General features: G+C 44.8%; 30 protein-coding genes and 1 pseudogene. All 31 read left to right on the plus strand.

Going from position 1 to position 15,481, the window contains the following annotated elements; translation table 11 throughout:
* Positions 1–105: pseudogene (locus IQQ51_RS25075) on the plus strand (elongation factor Tu); the annotation flags it as partial.
* 314 nt (positions 106–419) lie between these two features.
* Positions 420–608, plus strand: coding sequence for a (2Fe-2S)-binding protein (locus IQQ51_RS25080; RefSeq protein WP_017629804.1), 189 nt, complete (start codon positions 420–422; stop codon positions 606–608).
* 81 nt (positions 609–689) lie between these two features.
* Entirely contained in the window at positions 690–1,172 is a 483-nt protein-coding gene (gene bfr, locus IQQ51_RS25085) for a bacterioferritin (RefSeq protein ID WP_193842466.1), read from the plus strand.
* Positions 1,173–1,596: 424 nt separating this feature from the next.
* Positions 1,597–1,908, plus strand: coding sequence for a 30S ribosomal protein S10 (rpsJ, locus tag IQQ51_RS25090; RefSeq protein ID WP_004736761.1), 312 nt, complete (start codon positions 1,597–1,599; stop codon positions 1,906–1,908).
* A gap of 14 nt (positions 1,909–1,922) precedes the next feature.
* Positions 1,923–2,552 carry a 50S ribosomal protein L3 gene (gene rplC / locus IQQ51_RS25095; protein ID WP_004736763.1) on the plus strand — a complete coding sequence of 210 codons (630 nt, stop codon included), beginning with the start codon at positions 1,923–1,925 and terminating at the stop codon, positions 2,550–2,552.
* 16 nt (positions 2,553–2,568) lie between these two features.
* Complete coding sequence (gene rplD, locus IQQ51_RS25100; protein WP_004738803.1) at positions 2,569–3,171, plus strand: 50S ribosomal protein L4; 603 nt, start codon at positions 2,569–2,571, stop codon at positions 3,169–3,171.
* The gene (rplW, locus tag IQQ51_RS25105) at positions 3,168–3,470 is read left to right on the plus strand and encodes a 50S ribosomal protein L23 (RefSeq protein ID WP_004736765.1); all 303 of its coding nucleotides are present in this window, start codon (positions 3,168–3,170) and stop codon (positions 3,468–3,470) included. The genes rplD and rplW overlap by 4 nt, the downstream gene beginning before the upstream one ends.
* A 14-nt stretch (positions 3,471–3,484) precedes the next feature.
* Positions 3,485–4,309 carry a 50S ribosomal protein L2 gene (gene rplB, locus IQQ51_RS25110; RefSeq protein WP_017076297.1) on the plus strand — a complete coding sequence of 275 codons (825 nt, stop codon included), beginning with the start codon at positions 3,485–3,487 and terminating at the stop codon, positions 4,307–4,309.
* Between the two features lie 19 nt (positions 4,310–4,328).
* Positions 4,329–4,607, plus strand: a complete 279-nt coding sequence (gene rpsS, locus IQQ51_RS25115) for a 30S ribosomal protein S19 (protein ID WP_004736729.1) — start codon at positions 4,329–4,331, stop codon at positions 4,605–4,607.
* Positions 4,608–4,617: 10 nt separating this feature from the next.
* Complete coding sequence (rplV, locus tag IQQ51_RS25120; RefSeq protein WP_004736732.1) at positions 4,618–4,950, plus strand: 50S ribosomal protein L22; 333 nt, start codon at positions 4,618–4,620, stop codon at positions 4,948–4,950.
* Between the two features lie 18 nt (positions 4,951–4,968).
* A complete protein-coding gene (gene rpsC / locus IQQ51_RS25125) occupies positions 4,969–5,667 on the plus strand; it encodes a 30S ribosomal protein S3 (RefSeq protein ID WP_004736734.1) in 699 nt (232 codons plus the stop codon).
* Positions 5,668–5,678: 11 nt separating this feature from the next.
* Positions 5,679–6,089, plus strand: coding sequence for a 50S ribosomal protein L16 (gene rplP / locus IQQ51_RS25130; RefSeq protein WP_004736736.1), 411 nt, complete (start codon positions 5,679–5,681; stop codon positions 6,087–6,089).
* On the plus strand, positions 6,089–6,280 hold the full coding sequence (gene rpmC, locus IQQ51_RS25135; protein ID WP_004736737.1) for a 50S ribosomal protein L29: 192 nt from the start codon (positions 6,089–6,091) through the stop codon (positions 6,278–6,280). Before rplP ends, rpmC begins: the two co-directional genes overlap by 1 nt.
* A complete protein-coding gene (gene rpsQ, locus IQQ51_RS25140; RefSeq protein ID WP_004736739.1) occupies positions 6,280–6,534 on the plus strand; it encodes a 30S ribosomal protein S17 in 255 nt (84 codons plus the stop codon). Before rpmC ends, rpsQ begins: the two co-directional genes overlap by 1 nt.
* Positions 6,535–6,696: 162 nt before the next feature.
* Positions 6,697–7,068 (plus strand): 50S ribosomal protein L14, encoded by a 372-nt coding sequence (gene rplN / locus IQQ51_RS25145; protein ID WP_004736740.1) that lies wholly within the window; start codon positions 6,697–6,699, stop codon positions 7,066–7,068.
* 11 nt (positions 7,069–7,079) lie between these two features.
* Positions 7,080–7,397, plus strand: a complete 318-nt coding sequence (rplX, locus tag IQQ51_RS25150; RefSeq protein WP_004738792.1) for a 50S ribosomal protein L24 — start codon at positions 7,080–7,082, stop codon at positions 7,395–7,397.
* A gap of 24 nt (positions 7,398–7,421) precedes the next feature.
* Positions 7,422–7,961, plus strand: a complete 540-nt coding sequence (gene rplE / locus IQQ51_RS25155; protein ID WP_004738790.1) for a 50S ribosomal protein L5 — start codon at positions 7,422–7,424, stop codon at positions 7,959–7,961.
* A 16-nt stretch (positions 7,962–7,977) separates the two neighbouring features.
* Positions 7,978–8,283, plus strand: a complete 306-nt coding sequence (gene rpsN, locus IQQ51_RS25160) for a 30S ribosomal protein S14 (protein ID WP_004738789.1) — start codon at positions 7,978–7,980, stop codon at positions 8,281–8,283.
* A gap of 29 nt (positions 8,284–8,312) precedes the next feature.
* Complete coding sequence (rpsH, locus tag IQQ51_RS25165; protein ID WP_017061309.1) at positions 8,313–8,705, plus strand: 30S ribosomal protein S8; 393 nt, start codon at positions 8,313–8,315, stop codon at positions 8,703–8,705.
* Between the two features lie 10 nt (positions 8,706–8,715).
* Positions 8,716–9,249, plus strand: a complete 534-nt coding sequence (gene rplF / locus IQQ51_RS25170) for a 50S ribosomal protein L6 (RefSeq protein ID WP_017063712.1) — start codon at positions 8,716–8,718, stop codon at positions 9,247–9,249.
* 9 nt (positions 9,250–9,258) lie between these two features.
* Positions 9,259–9,612: a 50S ribosomal protein L18 gene (gene rplR / locus IQQ51_RS25175; RefSeq protein WP_048605977.1), complete on the plus strand. Its 354-nt coding sequence runs from the start codon at positions 9,259–9,261 to the stop codon at positions 9,610–9,612.
* A 14-nt stretch (positions 9,613–9,626) separates the two neighbouring features.
* Entirely contained in the window at positions 9,627–10,127 is a 501-nt protein-coding gene (gene rpsE, locus IQQ51_RS25180) for a 30S ribosomal protein S5 (protein WP_004736754.1), read from the plus strand.
* Positions 10,128–10,134: 7 nt separating this feature from the next.
* Positions 10,135–10,311 carry a 50S ribosomal protein L30 gene (gene rpmD / locus IQQ51_RS25185; RefSeq protein WP_004736756.1) on the plus strand — a complete coding sequence of 59 codons (177 nt, stop codon included), beginning with the start codon at positions 10,135–10,137 and terminating at the stop codon, positions 10,309–10,311.
* A gap of 5 nt (positions 10,312–10,316) precedes the next feature.
* Positions 10,317–10,751 carry a 50S ribosomal protein L15 gene (rplO, locus tag IQQ51_RS25190; RefSeq protein ID WP_004736758.1) on the plus strand — a complete coding sequence of 145 codons (435 nt, stop codon included), beginning with the start codon at positions 10,317–10,319 and terminating at the stop codon, positions 10,749–10,751.
* 20 nt (positions 10,752–10,771) lie between these two features.
* Positions 10,772–12,106: a preprotein translocase subunit SecY gene (secY, locus tag IQQ51_RS25195; protein ID WP_004738781.1), complete on the plus strand. Its 1,335-nt coding sequence runs from the start codon at positions 10,772–10,774 to the stop codon at positions 12,104–12,106.
* A gap of 41 nt (positions 12,107–12,147) precedes the next feature.
* Positions 12,148–12,261, plus strand: a complete 114-nt coding sequence (gene rpmJ, locus IQQ51_RS25200) for a 50S ribosomal protein L36 (RefSeq protein WP_000868186.1) — start codon at positions 12,148–12,150, stop codon at positions 12,259–12,261.
* Between the two features lie 148 nt (positions 12,262–12,409).
* Positions 12,410–12,766 carry a 30S ribosomal protein S13 gene (gene rpsM, locus IQQ51_RS25205; RefSeq protein WP_004738779.1) on the plus strand — a complete coding sequence of 119 codons (357 nt, stop codon included), beginning with the start codon at positions 12,410–12,412 and terminating at the stop codon, positions 12,764–12,766.
* A gap of 19 nt (positions 12,767–12,785) precedes the next feature.
* The gene (gene rpsK / locus IQQ51_RS25210; protein ID WP_004738778.1) at positions 12,786–13,175 is read left to right on the plus strand and encodes a 30S ribosomal protein S11; all 390 of its coding nucleotides are present in this window, start codon (positions 12,786–12,788) and stop codon (positions 13,173–13,175) included.
* Between the two features lie 31 nt (positions 13,176–13,206).
* Positions 13,207–13,827 carry a 30S ribosomal protein S4 gene (gene rpsD, locus IQQ51_RS25215; RefSeq protein ID WP_004738777.1) on the plus strand — a complete coding sequence of 207 codons (621 nt, stop codon included), beginning with the start codon at positions 13,207–13,209 and terminating at the stop codon, positions 13,825–13,827.
* Positions 13,828–13,849: 22 nt separating this feature from the next.
* A complete protein-coding gene (locus IQQ51_RS25220; RefSeq protein WP_004729813.1) occupies positions 13,850–14,842 on the plus strand; it encodes a DNA-directed RNA polymerase subunit alpha in 993 nt (330 codons plus the stop codon).
* Between the two features lie 24 nt (positions 14,843–14,866).
* Positions 14,867–15,247, plus strand: a complete 381-nt coding sequence (gene rplQ, locus IQQ51_RS25225) for a 50S ribosomal protein L17 (RefSeq protein WP_004729812.1) — start codon at positions 14,867–14,869, stop codon at positions 15,245–15,247.
* Positions 15,248–15,481: the final 234 nt, after the last annotated feature.

A 15,481-nucleotide genomic window follows, 5' to 3' on the forward strand; every position in this document is an offset into this window, starting at 1 on the left:
GTTGAGCTAATCGCTCCAATCGCAATGGACGAAGGTCTACGTTTCGCAATCCGCGAAGGTGGCCGTACAGTTGGTGCTGGTGTTGTAGCTAAAATCTTCGCTTAATAGCATTTAGATTTTTGCACACTCTTCATTAGAAGAGCACGCATCTGAAAAGGGGAGCTTCGGCTTCCCTTTTTTATTTTGGTTATAAGGGAAATTCATCGCACTTTATAACAGTTAACTATATTCCAATTTAAATACAGTTATTTACTGACCCACCTTGATCACGCATTTCCGTTATACAACCTTCACAGCCAATTTTTCCAATTACTCGCAAAACACTATAACCAATCGATATAACCAAACAGTAAATATGACTGGTAATAAGAATGATTCCTTTTTATATTTAAGCCTAAGTTAAAGGTTTAGGTTTTAGTATGTACATTTGTTTATGCCATGGGGTTTCGGATAAAAAAATCCGCAAGCTCGTGATAGAAGAGGGCATTACCGACATCAAGGGAATTAAAAAATGTACAGCACTTGGCAGTCAATGCGGCAAGTGTGTACGTTCAGCAAAAGAAGTCATTAACGATACTGCGAAAGACCTGTTCAAACAGGCAAGCTAGTTTTGCCCCAAGGGCATTAGCTTTTTTGACACTTCTCGATTTGGTTCTACAGTTAGAAGAGCCAAAGAGGAGGGCTATGTCATGAAAGGCGATCCAATCATCATTCAACATCTCAATAAAATTCTTGGTAACGAACTCGTCGCGATAAACCAATACTTCTTGCATGCTCGCATGTACAAAGATTGGGGTTTAAAGCATCTGGCCGATAAGGAATACCACGAATCTATCGACGAAATGAAACATGCTGACCATTTAATTGAACGCATACTATTTTTAGAAGGCCTCCCAAACCTTCAAGATTTGGGTAAGTTGAAAATTGGTGAAGATACTGAAGAGATGCTTCAGTGTGATTTATCTCTTGAGATGGAAGCTATACCTGATTTGAAAAATGCCATCGCGTACTCAGAAGATATTCACGACTATGTATCGCGAGATCTATTTCAAGACATCTTAGAAGACGAGGAAGATCATGTCGATTGGTTAGAAACTCAACTTGGTTTAATCAAAATGACTGGGATCCAAAATTATCTACAAGCTCAATATGTGGATGAAGATGACGGTTAAAATACCATAAATAAAAGAGGTAACAGCTGAGGCTTAACCGAGCTGTTACCTTGCTTTCAATTTCCAGCGGTAGGGCACTACCGCACAATACAAACTCCCCAGTTGTCCCCGTAAATAGATTCTGCGTTTATTTTTCAAACACCGCTTGCAACTTAAAGTGTGATCTGTATAATGCATCGCACTGGCTAACGCTGGTTGTGAACCAATGAGCACTGAGGAGTAGGTCTTACCTAGTAATGTATACTCAGCTTATGTTCGCGGTTAATAAAAATAGTAAACTTCTTGTTTGCTTCAAAAGTTAACTGACAATGCGTCCTAATTTTGGATGCTACGGTTTCACATAAATCAATCGGCATTCTCTCGTTTTATCGGGTTTGAGTGGCGATATTGTTTGTGTAATTTTTAATAATTGGAGCTCTGTCTCATGCAGAACCAACGTATTCGTATCCGCCTTAAAGCGTTTGATTACAAGCTAATCGATGCTTCAACTGCGGAAATCGTTGAAACAGCAAAACGTACTGGCGCACAGGTTCGTGGTCCTATTCCACTACCTACTCGTAAAGAGCGTTTCACTGTTCTTACCTCTCCACACGTCAACAAAGATGCACGTGACCAGTACGAAATTCGTACTCACAAGCGTTTGATCGACATCGTTGAGCCAACAGATAAAACTGTTGATGCTCTAATGCGTCTTGATCTTGCAGCTGGCGTTGATGTTCAAATCAGCCTAGGTTAAGGGAGATAAGAATAATGATTGGTCTAGTCGGACGTAAAGTGGGTATGACCCGCGTATTTACTGAAGAAGGCGTTTCTATCCCAGTAACTGTTGTTGAGGTTGAAGCGAACCGTATTTCTCAAGTTAAAACTCTTGAGACTGATGGCTACGCAGCAATCCAAGTAACTACTGGTGCTAAGAAAGCTAACCGTGTAACTAAACCTGAAGCTGGTCACTTCGCGAAAGCGGGTGTAGAAGCAGGTCGCGGTCTTTGGGAATTCCGTTTAGAAAACGGCGAAGAGTTTGAAGTTGGCGCTGAGCTAAACGTAGAACTTTTCAACGAAATTAAAAAAGTAGACGTTACTGGTACATCTAAAGGTAAAGGCTTCCAAGGCGCTATCAAGCGTTGGAACTTCTCTACTCAAGATATGACTCACGGTAACTCTTTGTCTCACCGCGCACCGGGTTCAATTGGCCAATGTCAAACTCCAGGCCGCGTGTTTAAAGGCAAGAAAATGGCAGGTCACATGGGTGCTGAGCGTGTAACGACTCAAAACCTAGAGATCGTACGTGTTGACGCTGAGCGCAATCTACTCCTTATTAAAGGTGCAGTACCGGGCTCAACAGGCGGAAACGTGATCGTAAAACCTGCTGTTAAAGCATAACGTCTAGGAGTAAGTAATGGAATTGATGGTTAAAGGTGCTGATGCACTAACTGTTTCCGAGACTACTTTCGGACGTGACTTCAACGAAGCTCTTGTACACCAAGTAGTTGTTGCATATGCAGCAGGTGCTCGTCAAGGTACTCGTGCTCAAAAGACTCGTTCTGAAGTATCTGGCGGTGGCGCTAAGCCATGGCGTCAAAAAGGTACTGGCCGCGCACGTGCTGGTACAATTCGTAGCCCAATCTGGCGTACAGGTGGTGTTACTTTTGCTGCGAAACCACAAGATCACAGCCAAAAAGTAAACAAAAAAATGTACCGCGGTGCTATGAAGAGCATTCTTTCTGAGCTAGTTCGTCAAGAGCGTTTAATCGTTGTTGATAACTTCTCTGTAGAAGCACCAAAAACAAAAGAACTTGTAGCTAAGCTGAAAGAGCTTGAGCTAAGCGACGTTCTGATTGTGACTGGCGAAGTAGATGAAAATCTATTCTTAGCTGCTCGTAACCTATACAAAGTAGATGCACGTGATGTTGCTGGTGTTGATCCAGTATCACTAATCGCTTTCGACAAGGTTCTAATGACTGCTGACGCAGTTAAGCAAGTTGAGGAGATGCTAGCATGATCACTGAAGAGCGTATCTTAAAAGTTCTACGTGCTCCGCACATCTCTGAAAAAGCAACTATGGCAGCTGAGAAAGCGAACACTATCGTTTTCAAAGTAGCTAAAGATGCAACTAAGAAAGAGATCAAAGCAGCTGTAGAAAAGCTATTTGAAGTTGAAGTTAAGTCTGTAAATACTCTTGTATTAAAGGGTAAGACCAAACGTCAAGGTATGCGTGAAGGCCGTCGTTCAGACGTTAAGAAAGCCTACGTTACTTTGAAAGAAGGTCAAGATCTTGACTTCGTTGGCGGCGCGGAATAACAGGAGTAGTAAAAATGGCTATTGTTAAATGTAAGCCGACTTCCCCTGGTCGTCGTCACGTCGTTAAAGTTGTTAACGCTGACCTACACAAGGGTAAGCCATACGCACCACTTCTAGAGAAAAACTCTAAGAACGGTGGTCGTAACAACAACGGTCGTATTACAGTACGTCACATCGGTGGTGGTCATAAGCACCATTACCGTCTGATTGACTTCAAACGTACTAAAGATGGCATCCCAGCGAAAGTTGAGCGTCTAGAATACGATCCAAACCGTAGTGCTAACATCGCTCTAGTTCTGTACGCAGACGGTGAGCGTCGTTACATCATTGCACCTAAAGGTGTTAACGCAGGCGACCAGATTCAATCTGGCGTAGATGCTGCAATCAAAGCAGGTAACACTCTGCCGATGCGCAACATCCCAGTAGGTTCTACTGTACACTGTGTTGAACTTAAGCCTGGTAAAGGTGCTCAACTAGCTCGTTCGGCTGGTGCTTATGCTCAAATCATCGCTCGCGATGGTGCATACGTAACTATCCGTCTACGTTCTGGTGAGATGCGCAAAGTTCTTTCTGAAGGTCGTGCAACGATCGGTGAAGTTGGTAACTCTGAGCATATGCTACGTGAACTTGGTAAAGCTGGTGCTTCACGCTGGCGCGGCGTACGTCCAACCGTACGTGGTGTAGTAATGAACCCGGTGGATCACCCACATGGTGGTGGTGAAGGCCGCACATCTGGTGGTCGTCACCCAGTTTCTCCTTGGGGCGTTCCTACTAAGGGCTTCAAGACTCGTAAGAACAAGCGCACTGACAAGTACATCGTACGTCGTCGCACTAAATAATTTATAAAGAGGAATCGCCATGCCACGTTCTCTCAAGAAAGGTCCTTTTATTGACCTACACTTGCTGAAGAAGGTAGAGAAAGCGGTGGAAAGCGGAGACAAAAAGCCTATTAAGACTTGGTCCCGTCGCTCAATGATCATCCCAACAATGATTGGTTTGACCATCGCTGTCCATAATGGTCGTCAGCACGTTCCAGTTTTCGTTACCGAAGAAATGATCGGTCACAAACTGGGCGAATTTGCACCAACTCGTACTTATCGCGGTCATGCTGCAGATAAGAAAGCTAAGAAGAAATAAGGAGTAGATGATGGAAGCTTTAGCTAAACATAACTTTGCTCGTATTTCTCCACAGAAAGCTCGCTTAGTTGCAGACCAAATTCGCGGTAAGTCGGTAGACCAAGCTCTAGAAATTCTAACTTTCAGCAACAAAAAAGCTGCTGTATTAGTTAAGAAGGTTCTTGAGTCAGCTATCGCTAACGCGGAACATAACGAAGGTGCAGATATCGACGATCTAAATGTCGCTAAAATCTTCGTAGATGAGGGCCCTATCATGAAGCGTATTATGCCTCGTGCTAAAGGTCGTGCGGATCGTATCTTGAAGCGTTCAAGCCACATCACTATTGTTGTAGCAGATCGCTAAAGACTAGGAGAGTAAGCAATGGGTCAGAAAGTACATCCTAATGGTATTCGTCTTGGCATCGTTAAGCCTTGGAATGCTACATGGTTTGCTAATACCAACGAATTCGCTGACAACCTAGACGGCGACTTCAAGGTACGTCAGTTCCTTACAAAGGAACTACAAAAAGCATCATTATCTCGTATCGTTATCGAGCGTCCAGCTAAGAGCATCCGTGTGACTATTCACACTGCTCGTCCTGGCGTTGTTATCGGTAAGAAAGGTGAAGACGTAGAGAAGCTACGCGCAGCTGTAGCTAAAATCGCAGGTGTACCAGCGCAAATTAACATCGCTGAAGTACGTAAGCCTGAGCTAGATGGTCAGCTTGTAGCTGATAGCATCGCGTCTCAACTAGAGCGTCGTGTTATGTTCCGTCGTGCAATGAAGCGTGCGGTACAAAATGCTATGCGTCTAGGCGCTAAAGGCATCAAAGTACAAGTAGGCGGCCGTCTTGGCGGTGCTGAAATCGCACGTTCTGAGTGGTACCGTGAAGGCCGTGTGCCTCTACACACTCTACGTGCAGACATTGATTACGCAACTTCTTCGGCTCACACTCAATACGGTGTGATCGGCATTAAAGTTTGGATCTTCAAAGGTGAGATTCTAGGCGGTATGCCAGCTGCTAACGCAGTAGAGCCAAAAGGCGATAAGCCTAAGAAGCAGCGTAAAGGCCGTAAGTAAGGAGTCGAACGATGCTACAACCAAAACGTACTAAGTTCCGCAAGGTTATGACTGGTCGTAACCGTGGTCTAGCTAAAGGTACTGAAGTAAGCTTCGGCGAATTCGGTCTTAAAGCTGTTGGCCGTGGTCGTCTGACTGCACGTCAAATCGAAGCGGCACGTCGTGCTATGACACGTCACATTAAGCGTCAAGGTCAAATCTGGATCCGTGTATTCCCAGACAAGCCGATTACTGAAAAGCCTCTTGAAGTTCGTCAAGGTAAAGGTAAAGGTTCAGTTGCGTACTGGGTTGCTCAAATCCAACCAGGCAAAGTTATGTACGAGATGAATGGCGTACCTGAAGAGTTGGCACGTGAAGCGTTCCGCCTAGCGGCACGTAAACTGCCTGTTAAAACTACTTTTGTAACTAAGCAGGTGATGTGATGAAAGCACAAGATCTACGCGAAAAGAACGTTGAAGAGCTTAACGCTGAGCTATTGAATTTGCTACGTGAACAGTTCAACTTGCGCATGCAAGCTGCAACTGGTCAACTACAGCAAACTCATACTCTAAAAGCTGTACGCCGTGACATCGCACGTGTGAAAACTGTTTTGACTGAAAAGGCAGGCGCATAATGAGCGAAACTAACCGCATCCAGCAAGGCCGTGTAGTAAGTGACAAGATGGACAAGTCTATCGTTGTTGCTATTGAGCGCACTGTAAAACACCCAATTTACGGTAAGTTCATCAAACGCACGACTAAAGTACACGCACACGACGAAGACAACACTTGTGGCCTAGGCGACAAAGTTGAAATCGCTGAGTGTCGTCCTCTGTCTAAGACTAAGTCTTGGACATTGGTTAAAGTTCTAGAAAAAGCGAAGATTTAATCTTTGTAATTCTATAACTTATAAGCGGCTCCAAATAATTTTTTGGAGCCGCTTGTTTTTTGTCTACCCAATTTAAAAAAAGGGTGGTACAATTCGCGTCCCTTTTAAAGAGGCAGCCCGACCCGAGAGGGTCTAGTTTTAATATTTAGCGGAGCACTAACAATGATCCAGATGCAAAGTACACTTGACGCAGCAGATAACTCTGGCGCGCGCAAGGTAATGTGTATTAAGGTTCTGGGTGGCTCTCACCGCCGTTATGCACATATCGGTGACGTCATCAAGGTTACAGTGAAGGAAGCGATTCCTCGCGGTAAAGTAAAGAAAGGTGATGTTCTGAAGGCGGTAGTAGTGCGCACCCGTAAAGGCGTTCGTCGCCCAGACGGTTCTGTCATTCGCTTCGACAGTAATGCTTGTGTATTGTTAAATGACACTACTGAGCAACCAGTCGGCACACGTATCTTTGGTCCTGTGACTCGTGAACTTCGTAACGCGAAATTCATGAAGATTGTATCACTAGCACCTGAAGTTCTGTAAGGAGCGGCAATATGGCAGCTAAAATCCGTCGTAATGACGAAGTAATCATTCTTGCTGGTAAAGATAAAGGCAAGAAAGGTAAAGTAACTAAGGTTCTGACAACTGGTAAAGTTATCGTTGAAGGCATCAACCTTGTTAAGAAACACCAAAAGCCGGTTCCGGCTCTAGGTCAACAAGGTGGCATCGTTGAACAAGAAGCAGCTATTGATGCTTCTAACGTTGCTGTTTTTAACGCGGCTACTGGTAAAGCAGACCGTATCGGTTTCCGTATCGAAGATGGCAAGAAAGTTCGTTTCTTCAAATCTAACGGCGAAACTGTTTCTAACTAATTAGAAGTAATTTGGAGTTCTACTATGGCGAAACTGCATGATTACTACAAGTCGTCTGTAGTCGCTGAGCTTACCAAAGAGTTCAGCTACACAAGCGTCATGCAAGTCCCTAGGATTGAGAAAATCACCCTAAACATGGGCGTTGGTGAAGCAATCAACGATAAGAAACTGCTAGAAAACGCAGCAGCTGATATGGCAACGATCTCTGGTCAAAAGCCACTTATCACTAAAGCGCGTAAATCTGTAGCTGGTTTCAAAATTCGTGAAGGCTACCCAATTGGTTGTAAAGTAACCTTGCGTGGTGAGCGCATGTGGGAATTTTTAGAGCGTTTAATCTCTATCGCACTTCCACGTGTACGTGATTTCCGTGGTGTTAGCGCTAAGTCTTTTGACGGTCGCGGTAACTACAGCATGGGCGTTCGCGAGCAAATCATCTTTCCGGAAATCGACTACGATAAAGTCGATCGCGTCCGCGGTCTTGATATCACTATCACGACTTCTGCGGGTTCCGATGAGGAAGGCCGAGCTCTGCTGGCTGCCTTTAACTTCCCATTCCGTAAGTAAGGGTAGGGTTACTGTTATGGCTAAACAATCAATGAAAGCACGTGAAGCTAAACGTGCAAAACTAGTAGCTAAGTTCGCTGAAAAGCGTTCTGCGCTAAAAGTTATCATTAGCGATGTAAACGCATCTGAAGAAGATCGTTGGAATGCGGTTCTTAAACTGCAATCTCTTCCACGTGATTCAAGTGCATCACGTCAGCGCAACCGTTGCAACCAAACTGGTCGTCCACACGGTTACCTACGTAAATTCGGTCTAAGCCGCATTAAGGTTCGTGAAGCTTGCATGAAAGGCGAGATTCCGGGTCTTCGTAAGGCTAGCTGGTAATTGCCACTTAATCATTTGGAGTAAATCTTATGAGCATGCAAGATCCGATTTCGGATATGCTGACCCGAGTTCGTAACGGTCAGGCAGCAAACAAAGTTGCTGTAAAAATGCCTTCTTCAAAGCTTAAAGTTGCAATTGCTGCATTACTTAAAGCTGAAGGTTACATCGTAGACTTCGCTGTTAACAGCGAAGCAAAACCTGAGCTAGAAGTTACTCTTAAGTACTTCCAAGCTAAACCTGTAATCGAGCAAATCAAGCGTGTATCACGTCCTGGTCTAAGAGTTTATAAAAATAAAGACTCTTTACCTACAGTGATGGGTGGTCTTGGTATTGCAGTTGTTTCTACTTCCAAGGGTCTGATGTCTGACCGTGCTGCTCGTAAAGCAGGTCTTGGCGGTGAAATCATCTGTTACGTAGCTTAAGGAGTAGATTATGTCTCGTGTTGCTAAAGCACCTGTCGCTATTCCAGCTGGCGTAGAGGTGAAACTAAACGGCCAAGAAGTTACTGTAAAAGGTAGCAAAGGTGAGCTTACTCGCGTTCTTAACAGCGCCGTAGTTATTGCACAGGAAGAAACCAACCTAACTTTCGGTCCGAAAGAAGGTGTTACTAACGCATGGGCACAAGCTGGTACAGCTCGCGCTCTAGTTAATAACATGGTTGTGGGTGTTACTGAGGGCTTCACTAAGAAGCTAACTCTTAAGGGTGTTGGTTACCGTGCTGCTATGAAAGGCAACTCTGTAGCTCTAACACTTGGTTTTTCTCACCCAGTAGAGCACGCTCTACCTGAAGGTATTAAAGCTGAGTGCCCTAGCCAAACTGAGATCATCATTACTGGTTGCGATAAGCAAGTAGTAGGTCAAGTTGCGGCTGACATTCGTTCTTACCGTGCTCCTGAGCCTTACAAAGGCAAAGGTGTTCGTTACGCAGATGAAAATGTGCGTACTAAAGAAGCTAAGAAGAAGTAAGGTATCACTATGGATAAGAAAGCATCTCGCATCCGTCGTGCTACACGTGCACGTCGTAAGATTGCAGAACTTGGTGCAACTCGCCTGGTAGTACACCGTACTCCTCGCCATGTTTACGCACAAGTTATCGCGGCAAACGGCTCTGAGGTTATCGCAGCTGCTTCTACTGTAGAAAAAGCGATCCGTGAGCAAGTTAAGAACACTGGTAACGTTGATGCAGCTAAAGCAGTTGGTAAAGCTGTTGCTGAGCGCGCTCTTGAAAAAGGCGTAGCTTCAGTTGCATTCGATCGTTCTGGTTTCCAATACCACGGTCGAGTAGCGGCGCTAGCAGATTCTGCTCGCGAAGCTGGTCTGAAATTCTAAGGTAGGGTTGGAAGATGGCTAAAGAACAACAACAAGCTAATGATTTGCAAGAAAAGCTGATCGCAGTTAACCGTGTATCTAAGACGGTTAAAGGTGGTCGAATCATGAGCTTCACTGCACTAACAGTAGTTGGTGACGGTAATGGTCGTGTAGGTTTCGGTTACGGCAAAGCTCGTGAAGTACCTGCTGCGATTCAAAAAGCAATGGAAAAAGCGCGTCGTAACATGGTTACTGTTGCGCTTAACGAAGGCACTCTTCACCACCCGGTGAAAGGTCGTCATTCGGGCTCTAAAGTTTACATGCAGCCAGCTGCTGAAGGTACAGGTGTTATTGCCGGTGGTGCAATGCGTGCCGTACTTGAAGTTGCAGGCGTACATAACGTACTTTCTAAAGCATACGGTTCAACGAACCCTATCAACGTTGTTCGCGCAACGATTGGTGCTCTAGTAGACGTTAAGTCACCAGAAATGGTTGCTGCTAAACGTGGTCTAACTGTTGAATCTATTTCGGAGTAAGCACACGATGGCAACTATTAAAGTAACTCAAACTAAAAGCTCAATTGGTCGCCTACCTAAGCACAAAGCGTGTCTTAAAGGTCTAGGTCTTCGTCGCATCAACCATACAGTAGAACTTGAAGATACACCGTGCGTACGCGGTATGATCAACAAGGTTTACTACATGGTTAAGATTGAGGAGTAATCAGAATGCGTTTGAATACTCTATCACCGGCTGCTGGCTCTAAACCTTCTAAGAAGCGTGTAGGTCGTGGTATCGGTTCTGGCCTTGGTAAAACAGGTGGCCGCGGTCACAAAGGTCAAAAGTCACGTTCTGGCGGCTCTGTTCGTCCAGGTTTTGAAGGCGGTCAAATGCCTCTAAAACAACGTCTACCTAAATTCGGTTTCACTTCTCGTAAGAGCCTAGTGTCTGCTGAAGTTCGTCTAGCTGAGCTAGCGAAAGTAACAGGTGACGTAGTTGATCTTAACAGCCTTAAAGCTGCTAACGTTATCACTAAGAACATCGAGTTTGTTAAGATCGTTCTTTCTGGTGACCTAAGCAAAGCTGTGACTGTTAAAGGTCTACGCGTGACTAAAGGCGCTAAAGCTGCAATCGAAGCTGCAGGCGGTAAAATCGAGGAATAATCTCGAGGAACGAGGTACAGATGGCTAAGAAACCAGGACAAGATTTTCGTAGTGCTCAGAGCGGCTTAAGTGAACTAAAGTCGCGCTTATTATTCGTAATTGGTGCACTTTTAGTATTCCGAGCCGGCTCTTTTGTGCCGATCCCTGGTATTGACGCAGCTGTACTTGCCGATTTGTTCGATCAGCAAAAAGGTACCATCGTAGAAATGTTTAACATGTTCTCCGGTGGTGCTCTTGAGCGTGCATCTATATTAGCATTGGGTATCATGCCGTACATTTCGGCATCGATCGTAGTCCAATTGCTAACTGTAGTTCATCCAGCGTTAGCGGAACTCAAGAAAGAGGGTGAAGCAGGCCGTCGTAAGATAAGCCAATATACACGCTACGGCACGCTTGTACTTGCAACATTCCAAGCTATTGGTATCGCAACAGGCTTACCAAACATGGTCGACAATCTGGTTGTTATCAACCAAACCATGTTTACGCTTATTGCTACCGTGAGTTTAGTAACTGGTACCATGTTCTTAATGTGGTTAGGTGAACAAATCACTGAGCGAGGAATCGGTAATGGTATTTCCATTCTGATTTTTGCAGGTATTGTTGCTGGATTGCCTTCTGCAATCGGTCAAACAATCGAGCAAGCGCGTCAAGGTGAATTGCATGTGCTTCTTCTGCTGTTGATTGCTGTATTGTCTTTTGCTGTTATTTACTTCGTAGTTTTCATGGAACGTGGTCAACGTCGTATCGTCGTTAACTATGCGAAACGTCAACAAGGTCGTAAAGTTTTTGCAGCACAAAGCTCTCACTTGCCTCTTAAGATTAATATGGCAGGTGTTATTCCAGCGATTTTCGCATCAAGTATTATTTTGTTCCCAGGAACATTAGCGCAGTGGTTTGGTCAAAATGGTGAAAGCAGCGCGTTCGGTTGGTTAACTGACGTGTCATTAGCTCTTAGCCCAGGTCAACCTTTGTATGTAATGCTTTATGCAGCAGCTATAATCTTCTTCTGTTTCTTCTATACAGCGTTGGTGTTTAACCCACGTGAAACAGCTGATAACTTGAAGAAGTCTGGTGCATTCGTACCCGGTATCCGCCCAGGTGAGCAGACAGCGAAATATATCGATAAAGTGATGACTAGACTAACCCTTGCGGGCGCTCTATACATTACTTTTATATGTCTGATTCCTGAGTTCATGATGGTCGCGTGGAACGTTCGTTTCTACTTCGGCGGCACATCACTACTAATCGTAGTGGTAGTTATCATGGATTTCATGGCACAGGTACAGACTCATCTGATGTCACAACAGTATGATTCTGTGTTAAAGAAAGCGAATCTGAAGGGTTACGGCCGTTAATTCGGTGGTAACAATTTCGATTCCATTTACGGAGTTTAGCAATGAAAGTTCGTGCTTCCGTTAAAAAAATCTGCCGTAACTGTAAAGTTATCAAGCGTAACGGTGTCGTTCGCGTGATTTGCAGTGAGCCAAAGCATAAGCAACGCCAAGGCTAATTAGCAGAAATTTTTACTTGAAATACAAGGTAGAGTCGAGTATATTCCTCGGCCTACCTTTTGCGTGCAAAAGAAGTAGTATGCCGCAGCGTATCCATAACGGGCTTTGCTGCGGATAATTCTTTTATGAACCCCTTAGGAGTGAATAATGGCCCGTATAGCCGGCATTAACATTCCTGATCATAAGCATTCTGTAATTGCACTTACTGCAATCTACGGTATCGGTAAAACTCGCTCTCAAGCTATTCTAGCTGAAGTGGGTATTGCTGAAGATGCTAAGATCAGTGAACTAACTGAAGAGCAGATCGATCAACTGCGTGATGGTGTAGCTAAGTACACTGTAGAAGGTGATCTACGTCGTGAAGTATCGATGAACATCAAGCGTCTTATGGACCTTGGCTGTTACCGCGGTCTTCGTCATCGTCGCAGTCTACCACTACGTGGACAGCGTACTAAAACCAACGCTCGCACCCGTAAGGGTCCGCGCAAGCCGATCAAGAAATAGTCGGATAAGGTAGAGTACAATGGCAAAACAACCAACTCGCGCGCGTAAGCGCGTACGCAAGCAAGTAGCTGATGGCGTAGCGCACATTCATGCTTCTTTCAACAACACAATCGTAACTATCACTGACCGTCAAGGCAACGCTCTTGCATGGGCTACAGCAGGTGGTTCAGGTTTCCGTGGTTCTCGTAAATCTACTCCGTTCGCAGCACAAGTTGCAGCTGAGCGTTGTGGTGAAATGGCTAAAGAATATGGCCTAAAGAACTTGGAAGTTATGGTTAAGGGTCCAGGTCCAGGTCGCGAATCTACTGTTCGTGCACTGAACGCTGCTGGTTTCCGTATCACTAACATTGTTGATGCGACACCAATCCCTCATAACGGTTGTCGTCCACCTAAGAAACGTCGCGTTTAAGTTTCGTTTCTAGGAATATTGGAGAAAGATCATGGCAAGATATTTGGGTCCTAAGCTGAAGCTTAGCCGTCGCGAAGGTACTGACTTATTCCTTAAGTCTGGTGTCCGTGCGATCGATACCAAGTGTAAAATTGATAACGCACCAGGTGTACACGGCGCTCGTCGCGGTCGTCTATCTGAGTATGGCGTTCAGCTTCGTGAGAAGCAAAAAGTTCGTCGTATCTACGGCGTTCTAGAAAAACAATTCCGCAACTACTACAAAGAAGCTGCACGTCTTAAAGGCAACACAGGTGCAAACCTGCTTCAGCTTCTTGAAGGTCGTCTTGATAACGTAGTTTACCGTATGGGCTTTGGCGCTACTCGTGCTGAATCTCGTCAACTAGTTAGCCACAAGTCTATTCTAGTTAACGGTAAAGTTGTAAACGTTCCTTCTTTCAAAGTAGCGGCAAACGACGTTGTTTCTATCCGCGAGAAAGCTAAACAGCAATCTCGTATTAAAGCGGCTCTAGAAGTTGCTGAACAACGTGAAAAGCCAACTTGGATTGAAGTAGATGCTGGCAAAATGGAAGGTACATTCAAGCGTATGCCTGAGCGTTCTGACCTATCAGCTGACATCAATGAACACTTGATCGTCGAACTTTACTCTAAGTAAGGTTAAAAAAAGAGAGGACACAATGCAGGGTTCTGTAACAGAATTTCTTAAGCCGCGTCTTGTTGACATTGAACAGATCAATACGACACACGCGAAAGTAACTCTTGAGCCATTAGAGCGCGGTTTCGGCCACACTCTAGGTAATGCTCTTCGCCGCATTCTTCTATCTTCTATGCCGGGTTGTGCCGTAACAGAAGTTGAAATTGAAGGTGTGCTACACGAATACAGCACTAAAGAAGGCGTTCAGGAAGATATCCTGGAAATCCTTCTAAACCTTAAAGGTTTGGCTGTACGCGTTGCTGAAGGCAAAGATGAAGTGTTTATTACACTGAACAAATCAGGCTCAGGCCCTGTTGTTGCAGGTGACATCACCCACGATGGTGATGTAGAGATCGCTAACCCTGAGCACGTAATTTGTCACCTAACGGATGACAACGCTGAGATCGCTATGCGTATCAAAGTAGAACGTGGTCGTGGTTACGTTCCAGCTTCAGCTCGTATCCATACTGAAGAAGATGAGCGTCCTATCGGTCGTCTACTAGTTGACGCTACTTACAGCCCGGTTGATAAAATCGCTTACGCTGTAGAAGCGGCACGTGTAGAACAACGTACTGATTTAGACAAGCTTGTTATCGATATGGAAACGAACGGTACTCTAGAACCTGAGGAAGCAATCCGTCGTGCAGCTACTATTTTAGCTGAACAACTGGATGCGTTCGTAGATCTTCGTGATGTACGTGTACCTGAGGAGAAGGAAGAGAAGCCAGAATTCGATCCTATCCTACTACGTCCTGTAGACGATCTTGAACTAACAGTTCGCTCTGCTAACTGTTTGAAAGCAGAAGCGATTCACTACATCGGTGATCTTGTACAGCGCACTGAGGTTGAGCTACTTAAAACGCCAAACCTTGGTAAGAAATCTCTTACAGAGATTAAAGATGTGCTTGCTTCACGTGGTCTTTCTCTAGGCATGCGTCTAGAAAACTGGCCACCAGCGTCAATCGCTGAAGATTAATCGAAAAGTTAGAAGGATTAGGTCATGCGCCATCGTAAAAGTGGTCGTCAACTCAACCGCAACAGCAGTCATCGCAAAGCGATGTTCAGCAACATGGCTAGCTCTCTTGTTCGTCACGAAGTTATTAAAACTACCGTGCCTAAAGCAAAAGAACTACGTCGCGTAATTGAGCCATTGATTACCCTAGCTAAGACAGACAGTGTTGCTAACCGTCGTCTTGCATTTGCTCGCACTCGTGATAACGAAGTTGTGGCAAAACTATTTAATGAACTAGGCCCGCGTTTCGCGGCTCGCCAAGGTGGTTACACTCGCATTCTTAAATGTGGTTTCCGTACTGGTGATAAAGCTCCAATGGCTTACATTGAGCTTGTAGACCGCCCAGCTGCTGAAGAAGCTGCTGAGTAATCTATACTAGATTCTTAATACAAAAGCCGAGCATTAGCTCGGCTTTTTTGTGTCTGTAGAACAAGGAAAAGATAATAGAAATTGCACCATGATGTTTGGCACTTTTTGCTTGTCTTATCTGCTCTATTTTTCAAAAATATCTCGTATCTCGTATCTCGTATCTCGTATCTCGTATCTCGTATCTCGTATCTCGTATCTCGTATCTCGTATCTCGTATCTCGTATCTCGTATCTC

Origin of the sequence: Vibrio sp. OPT18, assembly GCF_015163615.1 — a bacterium.
Taxonomy (GTDB): domain Bacteria; phylum Pseudomonadota; class Gammaproteobacteria; order Enterobacterales; family Vibrionaceae; genus Vibrio; species Vibrio coralliirubri.